General features: G+C 41.8%; 6 protein-coding genes. All 6 read left to right on the top strand.

The genetic code is table 11. The annotated features are described in order from the left end of the window. The first annotated feature begins 237 nt into the window (after positions 1 to 237). The 6 genes from O9300_RS19615 (at position 238) to O9300_RS03190 (ending at position 4,840) form a co-directional block, all read left to right on the top strand. The gene (locus tag O9300_RS19615) at positions 238 to 333 is read left to right on the top strand and encodes a TPR end-of-group domain-containing protein (RefSeq protein WP_409888327.1); all 96 of its coding nucleotides are present in this window, start codon (positions 238 to 240) and stop codon (positions 331 to 333) included. Positions 334 to 915: 582 nt separating this feature from the next. Further along, positions 916 to 2,544 (top strand): hydroxylamine reductase, encoded by a 1,629-nt coding sequence (hcp, locus tag O9300_RS03210; protein ID WP_287970018.1) that lies wholly within the window; start codon positions 916 to 918, stop codon positions 2,542 to 2,544. Between the two features lie 85 nt (positions 2,545 to 2,629). Further along, positions 2,630 to 3,346: a bidirectional hydrogenase complex protein HoxU gene (gene hoxU, locus O9300_RS03205; RefSeq protein WP_287970016.1), complete on the top strand. Its 717-nt coding sequence runs from the start codon at positions 2,630 to 2,632 to the stop codon at positions 3,344 to 3,346. Between the two features lie 8 nt (positions 3,347 to 3,354). Then, positions 3,355 to 3,750: a ribonuclease H family protein gene (locus O9300_RS03200; RefSeq protein ID WP_287970014.1), complete on the top strand. Its 396-nt coding sequence runs from the start codon at positions 3,355 to 3,357 to the stop codon at positions 3,748 to 3,750. Positions 3,751 to 3,752: 2 nt separating this feature from the next. After that, positions 3,753 to 4,214: a hypothetical protein gene (locus O9300_RS03195; RefSeq protein WP_287970012.1), complete on the top strand. Its 462-nt coding sequence runs from the start codon at positions 3,753 to 3,755 to the stop codon at positions 4,212 to 4,214. A gap of 77 nt (positions 4,215 to 4,291) precedes the next feature. Further along, entirely contained in the window at positions 4,292 to 4,840 is a 549-nt protein-coding gene (locus tag O9300_RS03190) for an NADH-quinone oxidoreductase subunit B family protein (protein WP_002740992.1), read from the top strand. Positions 4,841 to 5,434: the final 594 nt, after the last annotated feature.

The raw sequence follows: 5,434 nt of genomic DNA, 5'->3' as shown, positions 1-5,434 counted from the left end.
GTGGTCAATTACCTAATTTTCAGGGAAAAAATCCCTAAATTTTCCCCCCAATCACTCCAATGGTAGGCACTTTTTCAGGGAAAAAAAGTCTAAAAGCCTTATCCAACAAGGTTTTTAGATTTATTCAGCAAACCCTAAATAAAAGATCTGCGATTCCAAGACATACGGAAATTAGGGATATTCTCGCTAATAAAATCTGCAAATATATCGGAATACCACTAATAAAATAAATCGTTCATCAGTCTTGATGTCAAGTATCAGTATCTGGCAAAAACAGATAAAGATTTCGAGCAGATTCGGGGAGATGAGCGGTTTCAATCATTGCTAAGTTAAGTAAATAACAAAAGAGATAACTATCTATGTCGAAAGCAATCCTATCATCAGAGTTAGGCGATAATAACTCTTAAGTCACAACTTTCGATCCTAATCAGGAGACCGATTGCTATGACACTGGCAAATACCCACCTAAAAATCGAAAATTTCGCTCATTATATCATAAAAATCACAAAAAATACTTAATTTAATAAGACAACTAAATAATTGTTTAATCGGTAATTCTTGAGGAAATCTAAAATCAGAACCCAACTGGCAAAAAAAGTGAGAGAATAAAAACATAGTTCAGAGAGTAGAGGCTCTCAAGACAAGCTTTCCAGTCGTAAAATCCATAATTCTTGCTGAGTGAAGGCTAATAAATAAGTAGGTAGGCGTTAAAAATTATCAGACACCCCCTCATCAAGGGGGGACTAAGGGGGGGATCGGCACCCCCCTTATCAAGGGGGGCAGGGGGGATCGAACCTAAAATCCATTTTTAATTTAATTATAACCAGCTACTTAACTTTCAAAAAAGCAGAATTCAATTTAGTAGAAAAAAATCGCAACAATCTGTCAATCTACTGAAAAAAAGAGAGAAACATTATGTTTTGTGAACAATGTGAACAAACCGCTAGTGGTAATGGTTGTCATCAGTGGGGAGCCTGTGGAAAAAGTCCCGAAGTCAACGCCGTTCAAGACTTATTAGTTTATTGTCTGCGGGGATTAGCATCGGTGGTTTTTAAAGCCAAAGAAGCGGCAATATCTACTCGCGAAGCCGATATTTTTACCTGCGAGTCGCTTTTCGCCACCATGACCAATGTGAACTTCGATCAAAGACGTTTTACCGATTATATTCAGCGTTGTTTAGAGATTCGGGAAAATTTAAAAGCACAATTGGGATCGGTGGACTGGTCTGCACTTGCTAACTATCAGCCTAATTTTAATGAGAGCCTAGTCAGCCAAGGGCAAGAAGTATCCTTAGAACTAATTGAAAAAGTACAGGATCTCGATATTTTTTCCCTAAAGTTAACCGCTATCTACGGAGTTAAAGGTCTGGCTTCCTATACTTTCCACGCTCAGGAATTAGGTCAAGAGGATGACTCAGTTTATCAGGTTATCCAAGAGACTTTAGCGGCGATTGACCGCAGTGATTTAAACCTGAATGATTGGGTGGCAATCTGTCTAAAAGTCGGGGCAGCAAACCTGCGGGCCATGGAATTATTAGATCAAGGTCATACCGAAACCTACGGTCATCCCATACCGACAAATGTTCCCTTAAATCCGCGTCTAGGTAAAGCCATTTTAGTCTCCGGCCATGATATTAAACAATTAGCGGCTTTACTGGCACAAACTGCCAATACTGGGATAACAGTCTACACCCACGGAGAATTATTACCCGCCCACGGTTATCCAAAACTAAAAGAAAAATATCCCCATCTCTACGGTCATTATGGCACCGCCTGGCAAAATCAAACTAAAGAATTTGCTAAGTTTCCGGGGGCAATAGTTTTAACTACTAATTGTCTCATGCCCCCCCACGAAAACTATGAAAGTAAACTCTTTACCCTCGGACCTGTGGGTTATGCCCATATTAACCGCTTAGAAACAGTGGACGGTGCGATCGATTTTAGTCCCGTGATTGCTAAAGCGCAGTCATTGCCCGGATTTACTGAAATAAGCGAACCTCGGCAGGTAATGGTAGGATTTGCCCACAATACCGTTCTCAGTGTCGCTGATACGGTGGTTAATGCCCTTAAACAGGGTAAAATCCGTCACTTCTTCCTAGTTGGGGGCTGCGATGGGGCAAAACCCGATCGCAATTACTACACCGAATTCGTGGAACAAGTTCCCGAAGATTGCATCGTTTTAACCCTTGCCTGTGGAAAATTCCGCTTTTTCGACAAACAATTAGGTAGCATCGAAGGATTACCCCGGCTGATGGACGTGGGACAATGTAACGATGCCTATAGTGCCATTAAAATCGCCCTAGGATTAGCCAACGCTTTTAACGTTAGCGTCAATGAGATTCCCCTCTCCCTAATTATCTCTTGGTACGAACAAAAAGCGATCGCTGTACTGCTCACCCTGCTGCATCTAGGTATTCAAAATATCCGTCTGGGACCAACTTTACCGGCATTTATCTCCCCCAACGTCCTCAAATTCCTCTCCGATACCTATCACCTGCGGCCGATTACCACCCCCGCAAAAGACTTAGCCGATTGTCTAGGTTAAAACTTTCTGTAAAAATCCCACCATAGGCCACAAATTGTGGCCTATGGGAAGGAGAGGGATATTATCCTCAAGGAGAATAATTTTTATGTCCGTAATCACTTTAAGCATTGATGGTAAAGATGTAGCGATCAAAGCGGGTTCGCGAGTTCTCGCAGCCGCTAGTCAGGTAGGAATAAAAATTCCTGCCCTCTGTCATCTCGATGGGGTTTCCGAAGTGGCTGCCTGTCGCTTATGTTTGGTAGAAATTGAAGGTATTAATAAATTATTACCCGCCTGTGTAACGGAGGTGGCGGAAGGAATGGTGGTTCATACCGATACCCCAAAACTGAAAGAATATCGCCGCATGACGGTGGAATTATTATTCGCTGAAGGCAATCACGTTTGTGCGGTTTGTGTGGCTAATGGTAACTGTGAATTGCAAGATTTAGCCATCGAAGTGGGTATGGATCATAGTCGTTTTCCCTACCGTTTTCCCAAGCGAGAAGTGGACATTTCCCATCCTCTTTTCGGTATCGATCATAATCGTTGTGTTCTCTGTACCCGTTGTGTGCGAGTCTGTGATGAAATTGAAGGGGCGCACGTTTGGGATCTGGCTTATCGCGGCGAAAAAGATAAAATTATCGCGGGAATGGATCAGCCTTGGGGCAGCGTTTCTGCCTGTACTTCCTGCGGCAAATGTGTTGCCGCTTGTCCAACCGGGGCGATATTCCGCAAGGGTTCCGCCGTTTCTGAAAAAGAGGAAGATCGATCGAAGTTGGAATTTTTAGTTAATGCTAGGACTCAACACCAATGGACGCGTTAAAGTAATCAATGGAGGGTGATAGTGATCGATGGGCGCATTTAGATATCTACGAGCAGAAACTAACCGCCAAGGTAAGGGAGGAATATGATCAGATTATGGATAATAATCAAGATATCCTAGGGATTGCTGCCCAATACGAAATCCCGGAGATCGATATCCGACGCGCCAAGGATTATGCTTTTGGATCGGGAGTGTCTCGATATCAATTTTTTCCCGAAGGTTTAATGGTAGCAGCTTGGCGAAGACTCGCTGGCGCTCAAGGGAATAATCTTGATCGGATGTTTCTCAATCATGAAATCTACGAATCTGACTTAGTGATTAATCGAGGCTTTTCGCAGCAACAAGCGCATTTACTGGCACAAAAACAATATCCTTGGTCCGATTCAATTCAGCAAACAAGATAATTATGACCACATCACCCGAATCGCAATTTCTGCAAGCCCTAGAAATGTGTCAGTCTCTCTCCAATTTGACGGCGCAATTTTCTAGTATTCCTTGTCGGATAATTGAAATTTTGTCTGATATTAGTCAAGAGCCTAGAGTTTTGTATTCGCTCTTAATTAAATATTCTAGAGAAGTGGATTCCGCTTTGGTTGCCCTAGATATTTATGCCAAAAGTGCTGATAATTGGCGAGTAAAAGATCGAGATAAAACCTGTTCTCTTGGTTTTGGAGTAAAAGACCATTGCACGATTTTAAGCTGTTTGCTCAATTTCGGCAAACGTCCTTTTTCTTTTATTTCCTATACGGGAAATTTTGCATCGGAGGCGATTATTTTTGAGCTACTTAAAGACTGGAAAAATCTAGATATAGCTCCTTTCTTTGAGGAAAAAATGCAAGAGTTTATCCAGGAGGCAAAAATAGCTTAAAAGAGTATTTCTTTTCGTTTGATCCTTTTGACGAAATTGCAACTCAGCCAAAAAATACCAATCAAGGAATTAAAATTATGTCTAAAATTCGCTTCGCTACTGTCTGGTTAGCTGGTTGTTCGGGATGCCATATGTCCTTCCTCGATTTGGATGAATGGCTGTTAGAATTAGCCGAAAAAGTTGACGTGGTGTATAGTCCTGTCGGCTGCGATCTGAAAACCTATCCGGAAAATGTCGATGTCTGTTTAGTGGAAGGAGCGATCGCTAATCAGGATAATTTAGAACTAATTCATCTAGTCCGTCAAAATACCAAAACCGTCGTTTCTTTTGGTGATTGCGCCGTGACTGCTAATGTTCCCGCTATGCGGAATATGTTAGGAACTGCCGATCCCGTGCTAAAAAGGGCTTATTTAGAGTTAGGAGATAACACCCCTCAACTACCAGAAGAACCCGGTATCGTTCCCGAATTATTAGATCAAGTGCTGCCAGTCCATCAAGTCATTCCCATCGATATTTTTATGCCGGGATGCCCCCCCGATGCGGACAGAATTCGCGAGACATTGATTCCGATTTTAAAAGGGGAATTACCGGTGATGGCAGGACGAGAAATGATTAAATTTGGTTAATTGAATCAGTTATCAGTTATCAGTTATCAGTTATCAGTTATCAGTTATAAGATTTGAGTTTTAAGTTTTGAGTGAGCAGTATGTATTAAGTGAGCCTCATCAAATGCCAGTTTGCTGCTGTCTTTTCGCTGATTATTGATTACTGTTTACTGATTACTGATTGGGTGCATCTCACATTTGTAGAAATACCGACAATCAGCAATTATCAGTGACTCCTAAATTATTACAGATGTGTCAGCAGCCGCGTGTAAGCATCCCACCGAAAAACTAATGCGCGGGGGGTTTGGGGGCGGCGCCACGCCCCCAACGGGGGGTTTGGGGGGTAGAACCCCCCAAAAGCTTGGATTGAGTGATAAAATCGGAAGTAATAGTAAATCCGTTGAGTATGGGCTACATATCAAGAGAGGCACTCCTGCAAAACGGAGAATAAATAATCAGTTTTTAATAACTGGATTTAGTAGACCTCTTGCATAATTTTTTTATGGTATAATGGAGGGTTTTGCTTTTTTCTCAATTCTTAGATTGAAGTGGAAAAAAGAATAAAATGTGATCTTAGGTCAGGAAATCATCTATAATTTTGCTATGTTTATTAGC

Source organism: Microcystis sp. LE19-195.1E, assembly GCF_027532095.1.
Classification (GTDB): Bacteria; Cyanobacteriota; Cyanobacteriia; order Cyanobacteriales; family Microcystaceae; genus Microcystis; species Microcystis aeruginosa.
The sequence above is the reverse complement of the archived record's forward strand: the minus strand, read 5'-3'. Positions and strand labels throughout refer to the sequence as shown.

Coding starts and splice junctions, on each gene's coding strand:
- hcp (WP_287970018.1), top strand. CDS start 916: ATGTTTTGTGAACAATGTGAACAAACCGCTAGTGGTAATGGTTGTCAT.
- hoxU (WP_287970016.1), top strand. CDS start 2,630: ATGTCCGTAATCACTTTAAGCATTGATGGTAAAGATGTAGCGATCAAA.
- O9300_RS03200 (WP_287970014.1), top strand. CDS start 3,355: ATGGAGGGTGATAGTGATCGATGGGCGCATTTAGATATCTACGAGCAG.
- O9300_RS03195 (WP_287970012.1), top strand. CDS start 3,753: ATGACCACATCACCCGAATCGCAATTTCTGCAAGCCCTAGAAATGTGT.
- O9300_RS03190 (WP_002740992.1), top strand. CDS start 4,292: ATGTCTAAAATTCGCTTCGCTACTGTCTGGTTAGCTGGTTGTTCGGGA.